At 64.7% G+C, this 1,167-nt stretch carries 1 pseudogene; it reads left to right on the plus strand.

The annotated features are described in order from the left end of the window. Positions 1-166 precede the first annotated feature (166 nt). Positions 167-1,005, plus strand: a pseudogene (locus ABZ904_RS51325) (IS982 family transposase). The last annotated feature ends 162 nt before the right edge of the window (positions 1,006-1,167 follow it).

Genomic DNA, 1,167 nt, shown 5'->3' on the forward strand with positions numbered 1-1,167 from the left:
CCACGACCAGCCAGAACTACAGCATCCATACCGCCATCACGTTCTTCGAGCACGGGCTCGCGAACCGCTCACGGAAGTAAACGCAACGGTGTTGACGCACAACTTGGACACCCTCGCGACAGCACTCTATGCGACGACCGATGACCTGCTGTAGGAGCGTCCGGACTTGGCGCCGTGGCGACCGCCAGTCGGTATCGCCCCACGGCTGAGCGATGCCGAACTGGTCACCCTGGCGATGATGCAGGCCATGCTCGGCTTCACCTCCGAGGCCAGGTGGCTCCGTCACGCCCGTGCCCATCTGCGGCACCTCTTCCCGTACCTGCCGCAGCAGCCCGGATACAACAAACGGCTGCGCAAGGCTGCCGGCCTGATGCGGACCATCAACCGGATCCTGGCCATCGACACCTCAGTGTGGAGCGACGACGTGTGGGTCGTGGACTCCACGCCGGTCGAATGCGGCCGCTCCCGCGAGACAGTAAAACGCTCCGACCTGGCCGGATGGGCCGAATACGGCTACTGCGCCAGCCACAGCCGGTTCTTCTGGGGCCTGCGCCTGCACCTGATCTGCACCCTCCAGGGCCTGCCCGTCGCCTTCGCCCTGACCGGCGCCAAAGCCGACGAACGCGAGACCCTGCTGGACCTCCTCGCCGCCGACCCCGACCTCCTACGCGACCGTCCCGGACAGACCCTGATCGGCGACAAGAACTACTTCGGCCGCGCCTTCGAACCGAACTCGCCGAGCAGGAAACCAACTTGTTGCGGCCGGCCCGCAAGGGCGAACGGGAACGGCCGGGCGCACACCTCTTCAAGCCTTTGCGGCAGATCATCGAGTCAATCAACGAGACCTTCAAGGGACAGCTCGACCTCGAACGCCACCGCGGACGCACACCCAACGGCGTCATCGCTCGCGTAATGCAACGCATCCTCGCCCTGACCACGGCGATATGGCACAACGACCACACCGGACAAGACGTCCTACGCTCGCTGACCGCGTTCGATCACTGACCCCTTGGAATAGATCATCTAGTGTCCTGCGCCTGAAGTTCGATGAATATGTGTAGTGTTGCCTGCGTGGCACGTATGGGACGGCCGATGGCCGAGGTGACGTTGACCGACGAGGAGCGCGAGACGCTGCTGCGCTGGTCGAGGCGGGCGACGTCCGCGCAG

Origin of the sequence: Streptomyces sp. NPDC046900 (assembly GCF_040644975.1) — a bacterium.
GTDB lineage: Bacteria > Actinomycetota > Actinomycetes > Streptomycetales > Streptomycetaceae > Streptomyces.